This window comes from Rhizobium sp. J15, assembly GCF_002531825.1.
Classification (GTDB): Bacteria; Pseudomonadota; Alphaproteobacteria; order Rhizobiales; family Rhizobiaceae; genus Rhizobium.
The window spans coordinates 1-558 of the sequence record NZ_NWSX01000117.1 but is presented as its reverse complement, the minus strand read 5'-3'; the positions used below and the strand labels follow the sequence as shown (position 1 = coordinate 558).

Annotated in this window: 1 pseudogene; it reads left to right on the top strand. The window is 55.9% G+C overall.

Annotated features, from left to right (window positions below):
• Positions 1-51: 51 nt before the first annotated feature.
• A pseudogene (locus CO670_RS32400) lies at positions 52-558 on the top strand (IS3-like element ISRel21 family transposase); the annotation flags it as partial.

Genomic DNA, 558 nt, shown 5'->3' with positions numbered 1-558 from the left:
GGTTAGAGTTTTCCGGTGCATTTTCCTGGCTGGGAAAGGGACCAGAAGACGATGAAAGCGTCGCAGTTTTCGGACGCTCAGAAGGCGTTCATTCTGAAGCAAGGTGATGAAGGCGTGTCGGTTGCTGAAATCTGCAGGAAGGCGGGGATCAGCCAGGCGACTTATTTCAACTGGAAGAAAAAATACGCGGGCATGCTGCCACCGGAGATGAAGAGGCTGAAACAGCTCGAGGACGAGAATTCGCGCCTGAAGAAGATCGTCGCGGATCTGACGCTGGACCGCGAGATGTTGCAGGATGTCATCCGCCGAAAGCTCTAAGGCCTGCTCGGAAGCGGGAGATGGTGAAAGGCATGTGCTGCGATTGGGCGATCTCGATCCGACGTGCTTGTGGAGCGTTGAACTTCGATCGATCAACTCACCACTATACCTCTCGCCGTGCTGATCAGGCCGGTCTGGAACGTCGTATTCGCGAGATCTGCGAGATCCGTGTGCGGTACGGCTATCGCCGCGTGCATGTGCTGTTGGAACGCGAGGGTTGGGGCACCAACATCAAGCGAA